Source organism: Bradyrhizobium betae (genome assembly GCF_004123905.1).
In the GTDB taxonomy this organism is placed as follows: Bacteria; Pseudomonadota; Alphaproteobacteria; order Rhizobiales; family Xanthobacteraceae; genus Bradyrhizobium; species Bradyrhizobium betae_A.
Window position 1 is genome coordinate 165,045 of record NZ_MZXW01000015.1, and the last position, 18,075, is coordinate 183,119.

Sequence of the window (18,075 nt, forward strand, 5' to 3'; positions counted from 1 at the left end):
GCAAGGGGCTTGCCGCTATCGGTCGTGGATCTGCAAGCTCGCGATCAAGAGCCCGACCAGTTCGTCGATCTTGCCCAGCGCTGTCTTGGGATCGAGGTCCTCGATATCGTCCACGTCCCAGTATTGGACACGATGGGCAACGCCGGCAAAGCGCTGCGCGATCATGGGGCGATGTTCCGCATCCTTCAGTGCGACCACAAGCTCGGCTTGCGCAAAGTCGTCGAGCGTGCAGAGTACCGGATTGCGCGTAGCGCCTCCCGGCGCGATGCCTCTCGCTTGCAGGGCCTCCAGCGTGTGGAGCGAGATCGGCCCCACGTTTTCAGGCGAGAGCTTTTCGGCGACGGCGCGCGAGAAGGCCTGCCAACCGAGCCTTTCGCGCCCGACGCGATGGTTGAAAATCTCCTCGGCATAGCGGCTGCGATAATAATTGCCGGTGCAGAGAAACAGCACGCGATTGTTCTTGGTCATCAGGCAGCGCTTCCGTGATTGGTCTCAGGCCGGGTCGCTTTGTGCGTTCATCGCATCGGCGAGCTTGCGCATCAAGCGTACCAGTTCCTCGATATCGTGATCGTCCCAGCTTGCGAACATTCCGCCGACGATGCGTTCGCGTGCCCGGTCGACTGCATCCGTCATAGCCTTGCCATTCGGGGTGATGGTGGCTTCGCTGACGCGGCGATCCGCTTTGCTGGCGTGGCGCTTGACGAGGCCGAGGCTCTCCAGTTTCGCGACCTGCCGGCTGACGGTCGTGTAGTCCCGCCCCATGCGATCGGCGAGGTCGACGACGCCGATCGGGCCGCGCCGCTCGATGCCGACGAGCAGCGGAAACAGCGCGCGATCGAGCGAGATGCCGGCCTCGCGGATCATCATCTCGTCACCCTGCCGGCGGTTGATGACGCTGATGATGTCGATCAACGCCTCGTGAAGCGATCGCACATGTTTTTTAATATGTGTATTTTGCACGCTTCTTGACATCCCGCCGCCCTCTGCCTTATGTGTGCATAATACACATATTGAGGATCCCATGACAAAGCAATCCACAGTGGACGTCCTGATCTGCGGCGCCGGCGCGGCCGGCCTCACGCTCGCCATCGATCTGGCGCGGCGCGGCGTCTCCTTCCGGCTGATCGAGAAGACGGACCGTCCGTTCCACGGCTCTCGCGGCAAGGGAATCCAGCCGCGCACCCAGGAGATCTTCGAAGATATCGGCATCATCGACCGCATCGTCGCGGCCGGCGGCCTCTACCCGCCGCAGCGCGTCTATCGCGACGACGGCGGCTTCACGGACTCCGAGGTCGGCGAACACATCGCTCCGACACCCGCCGAGCCCTACCACATGGCGCTGATGATCCCGCAATTCCTGACCGAGGGCGTGATGCGCGAGCGTTTGCTCGAACTCGGCCACCGCGTGGAATTCGGCCGCGAGCTGATCGGCCTGGAGCAGGGCCAGGACGGCGTGACGGCGCGTCTGTCCGGCGCGGCCGGCGAGGAGGTTGTGCGGGTGCGTTACCTCATCGGTGCCGATGGCGGCCGCAGCTTCGTGCGTCAAGCGCTCGACATCGGCTTTCCCGGCAAGACGCTCGGCGTGCGCGCCGTGGTGGCCGACATTGTCCTGACGGGGCTCGACCGCACGGCATGGCATCGTTTCAACGATGGCGCGATGGACCGCCAGCTCGCGCTGTGTCCGCTCGCCGGAACAGAGCTGTTTCAGTTGCAGGCACCAGTCCCGCGCGAAGGCGAGGTCGATCTGTCGGCTGAGGGGCTTTCGGCGATGATCACCGATCGCACCGGGCGCGAAGATATCCGCGTTCACGCCGTGCATTGGGCCTCGGCCTATCAGATGAACGCGCGCCTCGCCGATCGTTACCGGGATGGCCGCGTGTTTCTGGTTGGCGACGCGGCTCACATTCATCCGCCGACAGGCGGGCAAGGTCTCAATACCAGCGTGCAGGATGCCTACAATCTCGGCTGGAAGCTTGCAGCGGTGATCGGCGGCGCGCCCGCTGGTTTGCTCGACAGCTATGAGAGCGAACGCCGCCCCATCGCCGCCAGCATGCTCGGCCTGGCCACCGGATTGCTGGAGGCCGCCAAGCGCGGCGACATCAGGCGCGGCCGCGAAGTCCAGCAACTCGACATCGGCTATGCCGACTCACCGCTGGCGCTGGAGAAACCTGAGCGCGTTGCAGGCGTGCTCGCGGGAGACCGCGCTCCGGATGCGCCGCTACGCGGTGCCGCCGGACAGCCCACACGCGTGTTCGAGCTGTTCAAGGGCCCGCATTGGACACTGCTCGGCTACCAGGTGAAACGCGCGGCCGTGCCGGCGCGCACTGGATTGCACATCCACTGCATTGGTCCGGATTGTGAGCTGATCGACGAGAGCGGCCACTTCCGTGGCGCATACACGGTGTCGCCGGGAGATTGGGTGCTGGTGCGGCCGGACGGCTATATTGGTGCTGTTGTGGGAGAGCAGCAGACGGATGCGCTGGCGCGTTTCCTGGCGGAGCAGGGGGTAGGCTGATCGAGAGAACGGTTTGGCTCGTGATCGGATGCCGGGCCGCAAGCCGACTTGGGGCCTGCAAGTAAGTGAGCACGCTCGTCGGGCCGACCATCGCACACCGCAGGTGCCGAGAGGGTGGCCAAGACATGGTGGCGAAGACATGGTGGCGAAGACATGCAAGCCCGAACGAACGATCCAGCGCGACGCCCGGACGCACGACGCCTGGGCCTTCACCGCGTCGCGGGCGATCGCTGGACAAGAGCGCCTTTGCGGCGATGCAGGCGCTCTCGCATGGCGCTAGGACAAGGGTGCCCTTGCTACCAGCACACGTTGACGGGCGCGAGGCGCCAACCCCAGCCGGTCCAAACCCGGCGCCAGCGAGTGCAGCCGCCATAGCTGGCGTAGCTCCATCCGGGTCCGCCCCAGCCCGGAGCGCCCCATCCGGGTCCCCATGCTGCGGCGCTGGCCAATCCCAATCCTACGCCCAGGCCGATTGCGGGACCGCGCCAGCCCCAGCCGCCACCGCCCCATCCCGGGCCGCGCCAACCACCACCACGCCAGCCACCGCCGGACCAACCGCCGCCGTGCCAGCCTCCGCCGTGGAACCGTTGTGCAGACGCAACGGTCGGCGCCGTCACGAGAACGATAGTCAAACTGAGTCCGATGAGGGCCTTCTTGAACATGGAACAACTCCGCAGTTTGAGCGGAGGCGATGCTACCTGCGCGCCCGTTGCGGGGGCATTAGCAACAACCCTGATCTGCGTGATGGAATCCTAGGGTCCAACCGGTTGCTCGCATCGCAACCTTGCTGGCCTCGGCGAACTCTGGCTCCATGATTTCGGCTTCAAATTGATTTCGTAAAATCAGCAAACCGCTTGGCCGCGTCGCCAAATCATATCGCTATCCCCGGCTACTGTGCATGGGGTTGTTTTCGAATTTTTGTTCTGGCTGACCCACCGCCGGCTTCGCGGGCCGGCCGACGCGCCGTCACCCCGCCTTGGCGATGCGGCTGTCCGCGCGCAGGTTCTGGAAGAACTTTTCCACCTCACGCGACAGCGTGTCCGCGGTCTCCGTCAGGCTGCCCGCAGCCGTCAGCACCGAGGCTGCCGCCGTGTCGGTCTCGCCGATGGCGTCGCGCAGCGAGGTGATGTTGGCGACCAGCGTCTCGTTGCCTTGGGCTGCGCTTTGCGCGTTGGAGGAGATCTCGCGCGTGGCCTGGTCCTGCTGGCCGATGGCACCGGCGATGGCGGAGGTGACATCGTTGATCTCGCGAACCGCGCCGCCGATCTCGCGGACGGCGTCGACGGCGTTGCGCGTGGACGTCTGGATCTGGCTGACGTTCTCGCCGATCTCGGCGGTCGCCTTTGCGGTCTGTCCTGCCAGCGCCTTCACTTCGTGCGCGACGACAGCGAAGCCGCGGCCGGCATCGCCGGCGCGGGCGGCCTCGATGGTGGCGTTGAGCGCGAGCAGATTGGTCTGCTCCGCGATGGTCTGAATGAGAGTCAGCACGCCGTCGATGCGCTGCGTCGCGGCCGCAAGGCTCTCGATCTCGGCGATCGATTTCTCGGTGCGCTGGCCGGTCTGCTCGACGGCGCTGGCGCTCTGCCGTACCTGCCGGCCGATCTCCTCGACGGACGCCGACAGCTCTTCTGCTGCACCCGCCACGGCCGTGACGTTGTGCGATGCCTGCTCGGTGGCATTCGCCGCCGTGCCGGCGCGATTGCTCGCATCCGCGGTGACGCGCGTGATGGTCTGCGCGGTCTCGCGCATGACACTGGCGTTGTCGCTGAGGCCGCGCATGATCGCGCCGATCGCCTCGCGAAACGCTTCTACCGATTGCTCGATATGCCGGGCGCGCTGCTCGCGTGCAGCCGAGTCCTGCGAGACCTGCGAGGCGAGATTGCGGTTGCGGCCCATCGCGTCCTGAAAAATCTGGATGGCGCGGGCCAGCGCGCCGATCTCGTCGGCGCGGTCGGCGTGCGGCACCACGACGTTCTCGGCGCCATCGGCGACCTGCTTGATGGTCGCGGTGATCGCGGAGAGGGGCCGCGCGATCGAGCGGGCGATGATGACGATGCCGATCACGACCAGCGCCAGCGCCACGCCGCCGAGACAAGTCAGCACCAGCGACAGGATGCGGTTGGTCTCGGTCTGGTGCGCGATCAGCCTGGCGCGCTCGGCATAGACCTTGGACAGCGCCTCGAGGTCCTTGTTCAGCGCCGAGCGCACGGCGCGGTTGGCGTCGTTGTCGCCCCATTCGCGGCCCGCGGCCGCATTGATCTCGACGCCGCGGCGCACCAGCTCCTTGCGGAACTCGACGAACTGCTCGATGCGCTTCTTGAAGGTCGCGAACTGCTCGGCATCGTCGGCTTTGACGATGCCTTCCCAGTGCTTCACGACGGCGAGGATCTGGTCGTTGAACTTGAGCAGGCCCTCGCCGTATTTCTTCACGACGGCGGGCTCGGTCGACATGTAGACGCCGCGCGATTCCATCACCACCGCATAGACCAGCGAGTTGACGCGCTCGACATTCAGCGCGGCGGCATTGGCCGTCTCGATCGCGCTGATCAAATCGGCGCTGCGGCGGCTATTGTAGTCCGACAGCATCGCGATCGCCGCCGTCAGCAGGGCGAACAGCGCGAAGATCGCATAGAGCTTGGTCGCAAGCGTGAAACGGCCTGCCAGGCGAGTGGCATTCCCAGATCGATCGGTGGTCATGACTTCAGGGGCCCGAATGGCCAGGAGCGGCCGGTGCGCGGTCGTACACAATTGATGCAAAACTATGCAGAATGAAGATGGATGCAGCGTTAACGTGCTGGTTCGGCCCCTTCGCCATTAGTCGAAAGAAAGGTAAGATATTTCAGCGTCTTGATCCGAAGCTATAGTCTTGGGATCGCGCTGAAGTCGGTCACTGGCCGACGAACCCCGGAGAGGCCCTTGGTCTACCGCCACACCATCGACGCCACGACCTACACTTTCCCCGATTTGCGCGACCTCCTCGCCAAGGCGACCCCGCCGCGCTCCGGCGACCGGCTGGCCGGCATCGCTGCCGCCAGCGCCGAGCAGATGATCGCGGCCCGGATGGCGCTCGCCGACGTCCCGCTCGGGCAGTTCCTACAGGAAGCCGTCATCCCCTACGAGGCCGACGAGGTCACCCGCCTCGTCATCGACAGCCACGACGCCAAGGCGTTTGCGCCAGTGGCCTCGTTGACGGTCGGCGCCTTCCGCGACTGGCTGCTGTCGGACGCCGCCACGCCCGAAATCCTGCGCAGGCTGGCGCCCGGCATCACCCCGGAGATGGCCGCCGCGGTCTCAAAGCTGATGCGCAACCAGGACCTGATCCTGGCGGCGCGGAAATGCGAGGTCACCACCGCCTTCCGCAACACCATCGGCCTGAAGGGCCGGATGAGCACGCGGCTTCAGCCGAACCATCCGTTCGACGATGCCAGGGGCATCACGGCGTCGATCCTCGACGGCATCCTGTTGGGGGCGGGCGACGCCTGCATCGGTATCAACCCCGCGAGCGACGATCCCGCCGTGATCGGGCAATTGCTGCGGCTGCTGGACGAAATCATCGCGCGGCTGAAGATTCCGACGCAGGCTTGCGTGCTCACCCATGTCACGACCACGCTGTCGCTGATCGGGCAAGGCGTGCCGGTCGATCTCGTCTTCCAGTCGGTTGCCGGCACCGAGGCCGCCAACCGCAGCTTTGGCATCGACCTCGCGCTGCTGAAGGAAGGGCAGCAGGCCGGGCTGTCGCAGAAGCGCGGTACGGTGGGCGAGAACGTGATGTATTTCGAGACCGGGCAGGGTTCGGCGCTGTCGGCCAATGCCCATCACGGCGTCGACCAGCAGACCTGCGAGGCGCGCGCCTATGCGGTCGCCCGCGCCTATGCGCCATTGCTGGTCAACAGCGTGGTCGGCTTCATCGGCCCGGAATATCTCTACGACGGCAAGGAGATCATCCGGGCGGGGCTGGAGGATCACTTTTGCGGCAAGATGCTCGGCCTGCCGCTCGGGATCGACATCTGCTACACCAACCATGCGGAGGCGGACCAGGACGACATGGACAATCTCCTGACCCTGCTTGCGGCCGCCGGCGTCACCTTCATCATGGGCGTCCCCGGCGCCGACGACGTCATGCTGAACTACCAGTCGACGTCTTTTCACGACGCGCTCTATGTCCGTGACGTCTTCTCGCTGCGCCGCGCGCCGGAATTCGACGATTGGCTGGTGCGGTCAGGCATTGCGGGTGCCGATTTCCGTCTGGCCGGCGATCCAGGCCTGCTGCCCGATTTTGCCTCGCGGCTGATCGCCTGACGCGGCAAAACCGCCAATTCGCCTTGAGGAAACCATTGGTGACCCTCGCGAATTAAGATGGTGCCACAATATTGAGAAATTCCGGCGGCAGCATTACGCTATGTATCTGGCCGGCAATTTCCGCAGCTATCTTGAGTGTGGCGGGGGAGCTTCAATGCGAGCTGAAAGTAACGGGACGGCCCGGCGGATTCTCTGCGTATTTCCGCGCTACACGTCGTCGTTCGGAACGTTCGAGCATTCCTATCCGCTGACCGACGGCGTCCGCGCCTTCATGCCGCCGCAGGGGCTCTTGCTGCTCGCGGCCTATCTGCCTGAGGACTGGCAGGTGAAGTTCGTCGACGAGAACCTCCGGCGTGCCACGAAGGAGGAGTTCGAGTGGGCCGAAGCGGTCTTCGTCAGCGGGATGCACATCCAGCGCCAGCAGATGAACGACATCTGCCGCCGCGCCCATGAATTCGATTTGCCGGTCGCGCTCGGCGGTCCCTCGGTCAGCGCCTGCCCGGACTATTATCCGTCCTTCGACTATCTCCACGTCGGCGAGCTCGGCGACGCCACCAATCAGCTGTTCGAGATCCTATCCCGCGATGTCTCGCGTCCCGAGGCGCAGGTGGTGCTGACCACCAAGGACCGCGTGCCGATGACGGAGTTTCCGATCCCGGCCTACGAGCTCGCCGACGTCAAGAAATACATGCTCGGCAGCATCCAGTACTCCAGCGGCTGTCCCTATGAGTGCGAGTTCTGCGACATCCCCGGCCTCTATGGCCGCAATCCGCGCATCAAGTCGCCGGAACAGATCATCGCCGAGCTCGACCGCCTGCGCGAATGCGGCATGACCGACACCGTCTACTTCGTCGACGACAATTTCATCGGCAACCGCAAGGCGGCGATGGATCTGCTGCCGCACCTGATCGAATGGCAGAAGAAGACCGGCTATGTGGTGCGGCTTGCCTGCGAGGCGACGCTCAACATCGCCAAGCGTCCCGAGATCCTCAAGAAGATGCGTGAGGCCTATTTCATCACCATCTTCTGCGGCATCGAGACGCCTGATCCCGACGCATTGAAGGCAATGCACAAGGACCACAACATGATGGTCCCGATCCTCGAAGGCGTGCGCACCATCAACTCCTACGGCATGGAGGTCGTGTCCGGCATCATCATGGGGCTGGACACCGACAAGGCGAACACCGCGGACGCGCTGCTCGCGTTCGTCGAGGAATCGCGCATTCCGCTGCTCACCATCAACCTGCTCCAGGCGCTGCCGAAGACGCCGCTGTGGGACCGGCTGGAGCGGGAAGGGCGCCTGATCGAGGACGACGGGCGCGACTCCAACGTCAATTTCCTGCTTCCTTACGACGACGTCGTCGCGTCCTGGAAGCACGCCATGAGTGTCGCCTACGAGCCGGAAAAGGTGTTCGCGCGCTTCCAGTATCAATGCGACCACACCTATCCGCATCGCCTCAAGATGCCGGTGCCCGACGAGATGAAGACCTGGCGGAACATCAGGCGTGGTCTGATCATGATGCGCAACATCTTCTGGAAAGTCGGCGTGCTCGGCGATTACAAGCGCGTGTTCTGGAAATTCGCGATGGGGCGCATCAAGCAGGGTGACCTCGAAGGGCTGATCGGCTGCACCCTGATCGCACACCACCTCATCACCTTTGCGCGCGCGGCCTCCAGCGGCAAGCAGAACGCCTCGAACTATTCGATCCGACTGCGCGAGGCCTCCGTTCCCGCCGAATGATGCGACATGTCTGATCCGGCCGTCCCGCGTCGCCCGACCCTTGATCTCAGGTCGCTCACGCCCGCGCGCGTTGCGCTCGGACGCAGCGGCGCAAGCGTACCGACGAAGGCACTGCTCGACTTCACGCTGGACCATGCCCGCGCCCGCGACGCCGTGCACGCTGCCTTCGACGCGCCGCGACTGGTTGTAGAGCTGCGCGCGCTTGGTCTCGTCGTCACCGAGGCGCGGAGCCGTGCGGTCGACCGCAGGGACTATCTGCGGCGTCCCGATCTGGGACGACAGCTTGATGCCGAATCGGCGGAGCTTCTGGCGCGAGGTGCGAGCGGGCCATGCCAGATCGCGGTCGTGATTGGCGACGGCCTGTCCGCAGCGGCAATCCACGCCCATGCGGTGGGTTTGCTGAAGCACCTGTTGCCGTTGCTCAAAGAAGCGGGCGATGTCGCGGTCGGCCAAATCGTCGTGGCCTCAGGCGCGCGCGTCGCGCTTGGCGACGAGATCGGCGCCATTCTCGGTGCACGCATGGTCGTGACATTGATCGGCGAGCGGCCCGGCCTGTCCGCGCCCGACAGTCTCGGTGCCTATCTGACCTTCGCACCAAAACCCGGCTGCACCGACGCCGAGCGCAATTGCGTGTCGAACATCCACAAGGCTGGGTTGAGCTATCAGGAGGCCGCCTTCAAGATCGCCTGGCTGGTCCGCGAGGGGCTGGCGCGGGAAGTCACTGGGGTGGCGCTGAAAGACGAGAGCGGCGACCGCGCGCCGCGTCGAATTGGCACGGCTTTGCCCGAATGACGGGCATTCCGTCAAAATCGCCGCATCTTGATCGATTTGGCCACCCTCCGCTGGCTTGCGAAAAGGGTGATTGACCTGCTAAACCGCTGCCGGCGATTTTCCGCGCATTTTCAAAGGGCAAGCCTCCCATTTGTATGGCGTTTTCAAGCCGTTCGCGGGACGCAATAAGTTCACAGCTTGAGCCGATTTAGGAACTGGACAAGGCATGCTCGAAAAGCACCGCGAGAATGAGGTTCATGTCGACAAGGTCGAGCAGGGACCTGCGTCCTCGATCGCGTTCGGGCTCGAGCGCATCGGGCTGATCGCCGTCCGGGCGCCGATCGTCTCCTGCATCGTCCTGCTCGTGCTGATTGTCGGCGCGGTGTTCGGCATCCACCGGATCAAGATCGACGATTCGCTGTCTCAGCTGTTCCGGTCCAACACGCCGGAATTCCGCCAATACGAAGCGGTGACAAAGAAGTTCCCGGCCGAGGAATTCGACGTCCTCGTCGTGGTCGAGGGCAAGACCCTCTTGGCGCGGAATAACCTCGAGAAGCTGCGCGACTTCGTCACCGACATGCAGCTGGTCGAAGGCACGCGCGGGCTGGTCTCGCTGTTCTCCGCGCGCCAGGCGCCGGCGCCGGGCAAGCTGCCGGCGGCGCTATTCCCGCCCGAGCTGCCCGAGGGCGCGGCCTATGACAAGTTCATCGAGACCGTCAAGAACAACGAGATCATCCGCGGCAAGTTGCTGTCGGAGGACGGCACGCTGGCGCTGATCGTGCTGTCGCTCGATCCGGAGGTGGTTGCCTCCAGCAAGCTGACCAAGACCATCGCCGACATCCGCGGGCTGATGAAGGAAGATCTCAGCGATACCGGGCTCAACGTGCAGCTCTCCGGCGTGCCGGTGATGCAGCTCGAGATCCGTAACGCGGTCGAGCGCGACGGCCTCACCTACAACATCCTCGGCATCCTCGCCGGCTGCATCATCGCGATCATCTTCTTCCGGAAGATATCGTTCATGGTGGCGGCGGCGTTCCCGCCGATGATCGCGATCCTGCTGGCGCTCGGCGCGCTCGGCTGGGCCAATTTCAATCTCAACATGTTCCTGAACGTGATGACGCCGCTCATCATGGTGATCAGCTTCTCCGACTCGATGCAGCTTACGTTTGCCGCGCGCGACCGGCTGATTGCAGGCCAGGACAAGTTCACCGCATTCAAGAACGCCGTGCTGGTGGTGGGCCCGGCCTGCGTGCTGACGCATGGCACCGCCGGCATTTCCTTCATCGCGCTCCAGTTCTCCGACTCCGACTTGATCCGCAAATTCGGCGAGGCGGGTCTCGCCGCCACCATCATCGCGCTGGTCGCGGTGCTGTCGCTGGTGCCGGTGTTCGGCGTGCTGCTGGTGCGCAACGAGAAAGTCTTTGCGACCAAGTTCCAGAGCGCCGATGCCGGCGTCCAGGCGCTGCGCAATTTCTGCTACTGGATCGCGGTGCGCATGGTGGGCCGCCCCGGCCTGTTCAGCCTGATCGCGGTGGTGTTCGTCGCGGGCCTCGGCGTCATCTATGCCAATCTCGAGCCGCGCTACCGGCTCGCCGACCAGGTGCCGGACAAGCGCCAGGCGGTTGCCGCCAGCGACCGCCTCGACGCCAAGCTCACCGGCGCCAACCCGGTCAACGTGCTGATCCAGTTCCCCAAGGGTGAGACGCTCTACTCACCGGAGACGCTGCAGACCATCGCAGACGTGCACGCGACCGTCGAGAAAGCCGCCGGTGTCGGCAATGTCTGGTCGCTCGAGACCCTGCGCCGCTGGCTTGCGGAAAAGGCCGGCGGCGCCGACGTCGCGACGCTCAAGGAATATGTGAGCGTCATTCCCGAGCATCTGGTGCGGCGCTTCATCGATGCGGAGCAGGATGCCGTCGTGGTCGCAGGCCGCGTGCCGGACAAGGATTCCAGCCAGCTTCTGCCGATCGTCGAGAAACTCGATTCCGAACTCGACGCTGTCCGCAAGAAGCACCCCGGCTACGAGGTTGCGGTGACGGGTCTTGCCGCCATCGCCGCGCGCAATTCGGCCGGCATGATCGAGAAACTCAACCGCGGCCTGACCGTCGAGTTCGCGCTGGTCGCGATCTTCATCGGCCTGGCGTTCCGCTCCTGGGTCGTGATGTTCGCCTGCATCCTGCCGGGCATCTTCCCGGTGGTGATGTCGGGAACGGTGCTGTGGGCGATGGGCGAGGGGCTGCAATTCGCCAGCGTCGTCGCGCTCACCGTCTCGTTCGGCCTGGGCCTGAGCGCAACCATCCACTTCCTCAATCGCCTCAGGCTGGAGAGCAAGCCGGGCGTCGGTTCGGCGCTCGCGGTGGAGCGCGCGACCGTGCTGGTCGGCCCGGCGCTGATCCTGACCACGCTGGTGCTGGCCTGCGGCCTCGTCGTCACCGTGTTCTCCGACCTGCCGTCGCTGCGGCTGTTCGGCTGGCTCAGCGCGTTCTCGATGGTGATGGCGCTCGTCGCCGACCTCTTCATCCTGCGGCCGACGGCGATGTGGCTGATCAACCTGCACGCCAAGCTGCAAGGCCCTGATAAGCCGGCGATCTGAGCGGCTTCATCCACCGGACATGGAATCGGCGCAGTCTGAACGACTGCGCCGGAGTTCCGGTCGAGGATGCGCCATGCGGCACGACGGCTCCATCGTGGAGTTTCAGCAGAAGCGAGGCGGCGATTCAGCCGCCTTTTTCGTTCCGTTCCTGACGTCGGACACGATCCTGCTCGACGCCGGTTGTGGACCCGGGACCATCACGGTAGCGCTCGCGGGCATTGTTGGAAGCGCAGTCGGCGTCGATATCGAGCCGAGGGCGATCGCCGCCGCCAGCGCACGCGCGGCGGAGGCGGGCTTGACCAACCTCACCTTTGCCGAAGCCGACATGACGGCGCTGCCGTTCGAGGATGGATCGTTCGACGCCGTGTTCTTTCATGCGGTGCTCTACCATCAGAGCGAGGCGGTACTGACCCGGACGCTGGCGGAAGCCCGCCGGGTACTCAAGCCGGGTGGCTTCCTCGCAACGCGCGACGCCGATGTCGGCGGCAATGTGCTTCACCCCGAAATCGACGGCGTGCGCCTCGCGCTCGATCTCTGGCAGCGCTGGTACGAGCACGACGATCCCAAGGCGCTTTTCTTCGGTCGCCGGCAGAGCTCCATTCTTCGCGCCCACGGTTTCACACCGGTCTGGGCGGGCGCCAGCTATGTCAACCACAGTGCCGATGCCGCGAGCCGCAGCGAGGCCGTCGCCGACGCCAGGCGAAGCCTGCTTGGCCTCGGACCGCAACTCGTGGGCAAGGGGCTCGCCGCGGATGATGAGATTCAGGCCGCGCTTGCCGGATGGGAGGCCTGGGGAGCCGATCCAGACGCAGTCTATTTCAGATGCCGGTGCGAATGCGTCGCGCGCAAGGACTGATCCGGCGCGCTTCGGCTCACGCCTCGACGTGGACGATCCCGTATGGATTGAACTTGAAATCGTCGTCGGCGTATTGCGATTCTCGCGAAAGTGCGAGCTTGCGCCCGCGCAAGGTCGCGTCGACGCCGTGCTCCGCCATGTCGTCGGCGATCTCGTCGATCAACTTGGCTGCGTCCCGATCGCTGCCGTGCGACTTCGCGACATAGACCTCCGGCAGCCCGACGAGGTGGAAGCCGACGCTTTCGTTGTAGCTGTTGTCGCCGAGCGGGCGCTTGGCGAAGGCGAGGCGGCAGGTCCGGCTCATCGCTGCCGTCACGGCGAGGCCCTGGTTCGTCCTCGCCGCCGCCTTGCACTCGCCGGCCAATTGCATCCATCGTTTGAGACCATGAGCGACGCCCGCGCTTTCGCCCTTCACGGCGGTGGCGCCGGCCTCGATCATCTCCTCGACGATGCGCAAGGCGGCTGCCGAATAGGCGACTGATTTCTGCTGCTCCAGCGGCGGGCTCAGCACGTAGAGCACCGCTTTATGGTTGGTCACCGCGGTTTCGTCGGCGGCGGACCATGCGTTGGGGAAGACGCGATCCCAGCACACCCCGAACGATCGCTCCATGTGGGGATCGGGCTTTCCTTGCGAATAAGTGCGATCGATTTCGAAGTTGAAATCCGCGATCGTTTTGGCCACCGCCTTGGGCGGATGCAGCAGGCTGTCATCCGTGCCGAGGAAACAGAGCACGTGACGTGGCTTCACGGACGAAGGCTGCATGTCCGTCCTCCGCTGGATCGACGGTTGATCATTGGCCCACGCCCGACTGGCGGCGAAGAGCCCGATGGCTTTGAGCAGGTGCCTGCGCAGATGGTTCATATCAGCAAAAAGCCCCCGGCTCGCGAGAACCGAGGGCCGTATTGCCATTGATCTGGAAGTGCAATCAGCCCTTCGTCAACGTGATGTTGACGCCGCGGATTTCGCCCTTGGAGGAGATCTGCACCGTCTGCTTGGTGCCGTTGGTGCGCAGCGACAGATTGGCGGCGAAGCCGTTGGCCTCGACGAACACCTCGATCTGACCACCGCCGGCGGTGCCTTGCAGATTGCCGAAGATGTTGCGGTTGGTCTCGCTCCAGTTGCCGGAGATCCGCTCGCCCTGGCTCGTCACGTCGCTGGTGAGGTCGAACTTGTAGCTATCGGACGCGCAGTGCAGCGCCTGCTTGAGGTTGAGACCGGTGCCGGCGACCTTGTAGTCCGCCCTGCAGCGAATCCGTTCGGTGGAACCGTCGGACAGCGACACCGTGCCGGTGCCGGTCCACGCGCCGTCGAAGCCGGCAAACGGTCCGGACGACTGCGCGTGGCTTGCCGAAACTGAGAAGAGCAGCGCAGCCCCGATGCCGGCCGCCTTGATCGCCAGTGCAGATCGTCCAAAAAATTTCATCACAAATATCCCGTTTTGGAACGACGTCCGCTCATCGGGGACGTCTCGCCACATCGAAGGTTTAGTGTTCCGAGCCTGTGTCAGGTTCAACGCCTGATCGCCAGAGATGGCGGTTCACCAGGCACCTGTGCAATGCTTGGACCTCGCGATTTGCTGTGTTTCGGCATGTTTCTGGCCGAAACGGCAGGGTGGGGCGATGCAGCGCTGCAACAGACGTGCAGTAAAATGCGTGGTGCCTGAATTATGACGTAGTATCAAACCCTTACATCTGCCAAGGAAGGCTCGGGGAAGACCTGATTTGGTGGGCGCGGCGCCAATTTGGCCGCATTTGCCAGTGCTTGTGCCTTCTCCGAGGTCGCACTTTCCGCGGCGACTTGCCATCAGAACAATCCGCTCCGGCCGTCCGCCCTGTGCTGTCCGGGACCGGTGCGCTTCTGCCGTCAGAACGAAGGAATACAATGCGTAAGCTTCTCGTCGCTCTCACCCTGCTGTCGGCCTCCCTTTCCACCGCGGCTTTCGCCCAAGCAGGACGCGGCACGGACGCCGAGCAGAAGGCCTGCACGCGCGATGTGCAGAAGTTCTGCCGTCCGGTCATCGACCAGGGCGATTTCACCATCCTGGCCTGCCTCAAGGAGAACCGGGCCAAGATCTCGCAGGCCTGCGACCAGGTCCTGAAGAGCCACAATCAGTAAGCTCGGCCACTGGCCCACAAAGGCGGTCCTGGGGCCGCCTTTTCGGGCCGGATCCGGAAGGGCTGCCATCGAGAGACAGGATTGGTTTTGCGGCCGTATTCCCCTATATGGGGGCCGCGGCGGCATCGTCGGCATGAGCCCGCGTGAGCGAAAAAGCCCTCCCTGTCCAAACGATTGTAAGCCAGCATTCGATGACCTCTGCGAGCGAATTGCGATCCGGCAAAGGTGACCGCGACGAGAATTTTCCCGTCGCGTCCTGGATCATTCATCCGCGTCATCGTGCGCTGATCCTGGCGTATTACAATTTCGTCCGCACCGCCGACGACATCGCCGATCACGCGACCCTGCCGCCCGACGAGAAGCTACGCTTGCTCGACCTGTTCGAGGCGGAACTGCTCGGCAGGGGCGACACCCAGGCCGAAGCCGTCACCCTGCGCCGCGCGCTGGCCGAGCGCGGCATGGCGCCGCGCCACGCGCTCGATGTGCTCATTGCATTCCGCATGGATGTGACCAAGCTGCGTTACGAGAACTGGGACGAGGTCATCCATTATTGCCGCTACTCGGCGATGCCGGTCGGGCGCTTCATGCTCGATGTCCACGGCGAGAGCACCTCGACGTGGGCTGCCTCGGACGCGCTCTGTGCGGCGCTCCAGATCAACAACCACCTCCAGGATTGCGGCAAGGATTTCCGCGAGCTCAATCGCGTCTATCTGCCGCGCGATGCGCTGGCTGCGAGCGGTGCTTCCGTCGAGCAGCTCGGGCTTGCCGAGTCGCCGCCGGCAATGCTGGCCTGCCTTCAGGGGCTTGCCGTTCGTAACGCAGCGCTGCTTGACGAGGGCAGGTCGCTCAGCGCGGAGATCAAAGATTTTCGCCTCGGCGTCGACGTTGCGGTGATCCAGGCCTATGCCGATCGCATCGTGCGGCTGTTGCAGGTGCGCGATCCCCTGCGCGAGCGCGTGCATCTGAACAAGTTCGAGCTGCTCGCCTTCAGCCTCGCCGGGATGATCGGCGAAGCCGGCCGCCGCGCGATCGGACGCAAGGCCATTTCCAGACCGGGGACCGCACATGACGCTTGAGGCGGCCGCGCCCAGCGCCAATTATGGCTCGACCGCATCGAACAGCTCCTTCTACGCTGCGATGCGCATCCTGCCGCATGACCAGCGCGAAGCCATGTTCCAGATCTACAGCTTCTGCCGCCAGGTTGACGACATCGCCGATTCCGACGGTCCGCGCGACGAACGGCTCGCCGCGCTGCAGGCGTGGCGCAACGACATCGACGCGCTCTATCAGGGTAATCCGCCGCCGCGCCTTGCCGACTACGTCGGCTCCGTGAAAACCTTCGGCCTCAAGCGCGAGGATTTCCTCGCGATCGTCGACGGCATGGAGATGGACGTGCCGCAGGACATCCGCGCGCCCGACATGGCGACGCTGGATCTCTATTGCGACCGTGTCGCCAGCGCCGTGGGACGATTGTCGGTACGCGTGTTCGGCCTGCCGGAAGCGGACGGCATCGAGCTCGCCCATCATCTCGGCCGCGCGCTCCAGCTCACCAACATTTTGCGCGACATCGACGAGGACGCAGGCCTCGGGCGGCTCTACCTGCCGCGCGAAGCGCTGCTGCATGCCGGCATCACCTCCAACGATCCGAACCGCGTGATCGTCGAGCGTGCGCTGCCAAAGGTCTGCCTGCCGCTGGCGCAGCGCGCAAAGGTGTATTTCGAGAAGTCGGACGAGATCATGAACCGCAACAAGCGCCGCGCGGTGCGCGCGCCGCGGATGATGTCGAAATACTATCATGCCATTCTGGACCTCCTGATCGCGCGCGGCTTCAACGCGCCGCGCGAGCCGGTGCGTGTGTCGAAAGTCACACGCATCCTGATCCTGCTCCGTTACGCTTTCATCTGATGCAAAACACAGCTCACATCATCGGTGCCGGAATTTCTGGCCTCTCCGCCGCCGTGCGGCTCGCCAATGCCGGCTTCAAGGTCGCTGTGCATGAGGCGACGCACCAGGCCGGCGGCCGCTGCCGTTCCTATTTCGACGGCGCCACCAATCTCACCATCGACAACGGCAATCATTTGCTGTTGTCGGGCAACAGTCACGCGCGCGCCTATGCGCGCTCGATCGGCACCGAGGCCGGCCTCGTCGGCCCCGACAGTGCGCAGTTTCCCTTCGTCGATATCAAGACCGGACAGCGCTGGCAGATCGATCTCGGCGCTGGCAGGTGGCCCGCCTGGGTGCTCGACGAGAGCCGCCGCGTTCCCGACACCGGGCTCACCGATTATCTCAAGCTGGCGCCGCTGATCTGGGCGTCGGAAGAGACGCTGGTCGGCAAGTCCATTCCTTGCGAAGGCGTGCTCTATCAACGCCTGGTGCAGCCGCTGCTGCTCGCCGCGCTCAACGTCGATCCGCCCGAGGGTTCGGCCGGGCTTGCCGGTGCGATCGTGCGCGAGACGCTGCTCGCCGGCGGGCAGGCCTGCCGTCCGCTGATCGCGCGCGATGGCCTGAGCGATGTGCTGATCGAGCCGGCCGTCAAATTCCTGCAGGAACGCGGGCACACCGTTCAGCTCGGCCATGAGCTGCGTTCCTTCGTCACCACTGACGGCAAGGTCAGCGCGCTGAATTTCGGCGGCGAGGATGTGATCCAGCTCGCTGCAGGCGATATGATCGTGATGGCGGTGCCCCCGCGCGCGGCGACGAGCCTGCTGCCGGGCCTGACGGCGCCGACTGAATTCCGCGCTATCGTGAATGCGCATTTCCGTATTGCGCCGCCGCCGGGTTCGGCGCCGATTCTCGGCGTGATCGGCGGCGTCGTGGAATGGCTGTTCGCGTTTCCGAACCGGTTGTCCGTGACCATCAGCAATGGCGATCGTCTGGTCGACATGCCGCGCGAGGAACTCGCGCAGGCGATCTGGAACGATGTCTGCAAGGCGGGTGGGGTGTCCGGCGAACTGCCGCCGTGGCAGATCGTGCGCGAGCGCCGCGCCACATTTGCGGCCACGCCGGCACAGAATGCCCTGCGTCCAGGACCGGTCACTGCGCTGAAAAACCTGTTCCTCGCCGGCGACTGGACTGCTACGGGATTGCCTGCAACCATCGAGGGATCGGTTCGATCAGGTGATCGTGCTGCAGATCTGGTTTTGGCCGCCAAGAAATCTTGAAAAGCGGCCCTGACGGGCAAATG

15 protein-coding genes are annotated in these 18,075 nt (G+C 64.6%); 10 read left to right on the plus strand and 5 right to left on the minus strand.

Translation table 11 applies throughout. The features are described 5' to 3' along the window. Positions 1-15: 15 nt before the first annotated feature. Together B5V03_RS08605 and B5V03_RS08610 are read right to left on the minus strand one after the other, a co-directional pair. Positions 16-468 (minus strand): low molecular weight phosphatase family protein, encoded by a 453-nt coding sequence (locus tag B5V03_RS08605; protein ID WP_129269120.1) that lies wholly within the window; start codon positions 466-468, stop codon positions 16-18. Positions 469-492: 24 nt separating this feature from the next. Then, complete coding sequence (locus B5V03_RS08610; RefSeq protein WP_129269689.1) at positions 493-972, minus strand: MarR family winged helix-turn-helix transcriptional regulator; 480 nt, start codon at positions 970-972, stop codon at positions 493-495. 49 nt (positions 973-1,021) lie between these two features. On the opposite strand from B5V03_RS08610, the gene B5V03_RS08615 reads away from it, so the two are divergent. After that, positions 1,022-2,515 (plus strand): FAD-dependent oxidoreductase, encoded by a 1,494-nt coding sequence (locus tag B5V03_RS08615; RefSeq protein ID WP_129269122.1) that lies wholly within the window; start codon positions 1,022-1,024, stop codon positions 2,513-2,515. A gap of 966 nt (positions 2,516-3,481) precedes the next feature. On the opposite strand, the gene B5V03_RS08625 is transcribed toward B5V03_RS08615, so the two are convergent. Then, positions 3,482-5,212 (minus strand): methyl-accepting chemotaxis protein, encoded by a 1,731-nt coding sequence (locus B5V03_RS08625; RefSeq protein ID WP_129269124.1) that lies wholly within the window; start codon positions 5,210-5,212, stop codon positions 3,482-3,484. Between the two features lie 219 nt (positions 5,213-5,431). On the opposite strand from B5V03_RS08625, the gene B5V03_RS08630 reads away from it, so the two are divergent. The 5 genes from B5V03_RS08630 (at position 5,432) to B5V03_RS08650 (ending at position 12,775) form a co-directional block, all read left to right on the plus strand. Further along, positions 5,432-6,814 (plus strand): ethanolamine ammonia-lyase subunit EutB, encoded by a 1,383-nt coding sequence (locus B5V03_RS08630; RefSeq protein ID WP_129269126.1) that lies wholly within the window; start codon positions 5,432-5,434, stop codon positions 6,812-6,814. Positions 6,815-6,968: 154 nt separating this feature from the next. Continuing rightward, positions 6,969-8,555: a B12-binding domain-containing radical SAM protein gene (locus B5V03_RS08635; protein ID WP_164987874.1), complete on the plus strand. Its 1,587-nt coding sequence runs from the start codon at positions 6,969-6,971 to the stop codon at positions 8,553-8,555. Positions 8,556-8,561: 6 nt separating this feature from the next. Continuing rightward, positions 8,562-9,347, plus strand: a complete 786-nt coding sequence (eutC, locus tag B5V03_RS08640; RefSeq protein WP_129269130.1) for an ethanolamine ammonia-lyase subunit EutC — start codon at positions 8,562-8,564, stop codon at positions 9,345-9,347. Positions 9,348-9,552: 205 nt separating this feature from the next. Further along, entirely contained in the window at positions 9,553-11,919 is a 2,367-nt protein-coding gene (locus B5V03_RS08645; RefSeq protein WP_129269132.1) for an efflux RND transporter permease subunit, read from the plus strand. 73 nt (positions 11,920-11,992) lie between these two features. After that, positions 11,993-12,775, plus strand: a complete 783-nt coding sequence (locus B5V03_RS08650) for a class I SAM-dependent methyltransferase (protein ID WP_164987875.1) — start codon at positions 11,993-11,995, stop codon at positions 12,773-12,775. A 16-nt stretch (positions 12,776-12,791) separates the two neighbouring features. On the opposite strand, the gene B5V03_RS08655 is transcribed toward B5V03_RS08650, so the two are convergent. Further along, on the minus strand, positions 12,792-13,637 hold the full coding sequence (locus B5V03_RS08655; RefSeq protein ID WP_129269136.1) for a hypothetical protein: 846 nt from the start codon (positions 13,635-13,637) through the stop codon (positions 12,792-12,794). 64 nt (positions 13,638-13,701) lie between these two features. Next, positions 13,702-14,199 (minus strand): hypothetical protein, encoded by a 498-nt coding sequence (locus tag B5V03_RS08660; RefSeq protein ID WP_129269138.1) that lies wholly within the window; start codon positions 14,197-14,199, stop codon positions 13,702-13,704. 458 nt (positions 14,200-14,657) lie between these two features. Between B5V03_RS08660 and B5V03_RS41390 the strand changes: the two genes are divergently transcribed. The 4 genes from B5V03_RS41390 (at position 14,658) to hpnE (ending at position 18,052) form a co-directional block, all read left to right on the plus strand. Continuing rightward, complete coding sequence (locus tag B5V03_RS41390) at positions 14,658-14,891, plus strand: hypothetical protein (RefSeq protein WP_164987876.1); 234 nt, start codon at positions 14,658-14,660, stop codon at positions 14,889-14,891. Between the two features lie 191 nt (positions 14,892-15,082). Further along, entirely contained in the window at positions 15,083-15,967 is an 885-nt protein-coding gene (gene hpnC, locus B5V03_RS08675) for a squalene synthase HpnC (RefSeq protein WP_129269142.1), read from the plus strand. After that, the gene (gene hpnD / locus B5V03_RS08680) at positions 15,957-16,796 is read left to right on the plus strand and encodes a presqualene diphosphate synthase HpnD (protein WP_129269144.1); all 840 of its coding nucleotides are present in this window, start codon (positions 15,957-15,959) and stop codon (positions 16,794-16,796) included. The genes hpnC and hpnD overlap by 11 nt, the downstream gene beginning before the upstream one ends. Then, positions 16,796-18,052 carry a hydroxysqualene dehydroxylase HpnE gene (hpnE, locus tag B5V03_RS08685; RefSeq protein ID WP_129269146.1) on the plus strand — a complete coding sequence of 419 codons (1,257 nt, stop codon included), beginning with the start codon at positions 16,796-16,798 and terminating at the stop codon, positions 18,050-18,052. Before hpnD ends, hpnE begins: the two co-directional genes overlap by 1 nt. Positions 18,053-18,075 lie beyond the last annotated feature (23 nt).

Excerpts from the sequence above, each read along its gene's own strand:
- B5V03_RS08625 (WP_129269124.1), bottom strand. The coding sequence starts at position 5,212 with ATGACCACCGATCGATCTGGGAATGCCACTCGCCTGGCAGGCCGTTTC.
- eutC (WP_129269130.1), top strand. The coding sequence starts at position 8,562 with ATGTCTGATCCGGCCGTCCCGCGTCGCCCGACCCTTGATCTCAGGTCG.
- B5V03_RS08645 (WP_129269132.1), top strand. The coding sequence starts at position 9,553 with ATGCTCGAAAAGCACCGCGAGAATGAGGTTCATGTCGACAAGGTCGAG.
- B5V03_RS08650 (WP_164987875.1), top strand. The coding sequence starts at position 11,993 with ATGCGGCACGACGGCTCCATCGTGGAGTTTCAGCAGAAGCGAGGCGGC.
- B5V03_RS08660 (WP_129269138.1), bottom strand. The coding sequence starts at position 14,199 with ATGAAATTTTTTGGACGATCTGCACTGGCGATCAAGGCGGCCGGCATC.
- B5V03_RS08615 (WP_129269122.1), top strand. The coding sequence starts at position 1,022 with ATGACAAAGCAATCCACAGTGGACGTCCTGATCTGCGGCGCCGGCGCG.
- B5V03_RS08610 (WP_129269689.1), bottom strand. The coding sequence starts at position 972 with ATGTCAAGAAGCGTGCAAAATACACATATTAAAAAACATGTGCGATCG.
- B5V03_RS08635 (WP_164987874.1), top strand. The coding sequence starts at position 6,969 with ATGCGAGCTGAAAGTAACGGGACGGCCCGGCGGATTCTCTGCGTATTT.
- hpnE (WP_129269146.1), top strand. The coding sequence starts at position 16,796 with ATGCAAAACACAGCTCACATCATCGGTGCCGGAATTTCTGGCCTCTCC.
- hpnC (WP_129269142.1), top strand. The coding sequence starts at position 15,083 with ATGACCTCTGCGAGCGAATTGCGATCCGGCAAAGGTGACCGCGACGAG.
- B5V03_RS41390 (WP_164987876.1), top strand. The coding sequence starts at position 14,658 with ATGCGTAAGCTTCTCGTCGCTCTCACCCTGCTGTCGGCCTCCCTTTCC.
- B5V03_RS08655 (WP_129269136.1), bottom strand. The coding sequence starts at position 13,637 with ATGAACCATCTGCGCAGGCACCTGCTCAAAGCCATCGGGCTCTTCGCC.
- hpnD (WP_129269144.1), top strand. The coding sequence starts at position 15,957 with ATGACGCTTGAGGCGGCCGCGCCCAGCGCCAATTATGGCTCGACCGCA.
- B5V03_RS08605 (WP_129269120.1), bottom strand. The coding sequence starts at position 468 with ATGACCAAGAACAATCGCGTGCTGTTTCTCTGCACCGGCAATTATTAT.